This is a genomic window from Micromonospora sp. BS32 (genome assembly GCF_059089345.1).
In genome coordinates this window covers 1-461 of the sequence record NZ_JBSSHR010000102.1, presented here as the reverse complement: position 1 = coordinate 461, position 461 = coordinate 1, and the positions used below count along the sequence as shown (strand labels likewise).

Annotated in this window: 1 protein-coding gene; it reads left to right on the top strand. The window is 77.2% G+C overall.

Annotated features, from left to right (window positions below; genetic code table 11):
- Positions 1–461, top strand: a 461-nt coding sequence (locus AC5RWQ_RS30450) for an AAA domain-containing protein (protein ID WP_494286038.1), incomplete at both ends; no start/stop codon positions are given.

Genomic DNA, 461 nt, shown 5'->3' with positions numbered 1-461 from the left:
CCCGGAGGCGGTGCGGGCCGTCGCCCTGCTGGTGCGGCGCCTGCTCGACCGCGGTGGGCTCACCCACTCCGCGCCCGACCCCGATCCCGCGCCGCTGACCGCCGACCGGATCGCGGTCGGCACCGCGCACCGCGACCAGGCCGCCGCGGTGCGCGCCGCACTCGCCTCGCTCGGGGTGGCCGGGGTCGCCGTGGACACCGCGAACCGGCTCCAGGGGCGGGAGTTCGACGTCACCGTGGTGCTCCACCCGCTGTCCGGCCGCCCCGACGCCACCGCGTTCCACCTCGAGACGGGGCGCCTTTGCGTGCTCGCCTCCCGGCACCGGCACGCCTGCATCGTCGTCTGCCGCGCCGGAGTCGCCGACCTCCTCGACGAGCACCCCTCCTCCGAGCCGGTCCGCCTCGGCGTCACCGTCAAGTTCCCCGACGGCTGGGAGGCCAACCACGCCGTCCTCTCCCACC